General features: G+C 52.4%; 1 protein-coding gene. It reads right to left on the bottom strand.

Annotation, left to right across the window (positions count from 1 at the left end):
- Positions 1-206, bottom strand: a 206-nt coding sequence (locus E1189_RS24065; RefSeq protein WP_230459767.1) for a hypothetical protein, incomplete at its 5' end; no start/stop codon positions are given.

The raw sequence follows: 206 nt of genomic DNA, 5'->3' as shown, positions 1-206 counted from the left end.
TTATTCAGAGTATGAACATACCGCCACACTATGGGAAAGAGCGCCATGGTCGACAGGCGCCTCCTCCTTCTTACATGCAAAGCTATCCAGCCAGCTATATGCCTGATATCCCCGGCATCCAAGGCCCTTCGTACTCAGGGAGTGCGGATAACTCTGAACGCCGCCAACTTTCACAATATCGTACCCAGCACTACCCGCCTTACTCT

The sequence above is a fragment of the Parendozoicomonas verongulae genome (assembly GCF_009711465.1).
In the GTDB taxonomy this organism is placed as follows: Bacteria; Pseudomonadota; Gammaproteobacteria; order Pseudomonadales; family Endozoicomonadaceae; genus Sansalvadorimonas; species Sansalvadorimonas verongulae.
The sequence above is the reverse complement of the archived record's forward strand: the minus strand, read 5'-3'. Positions and strand labels throughout refer to the sequence as shown.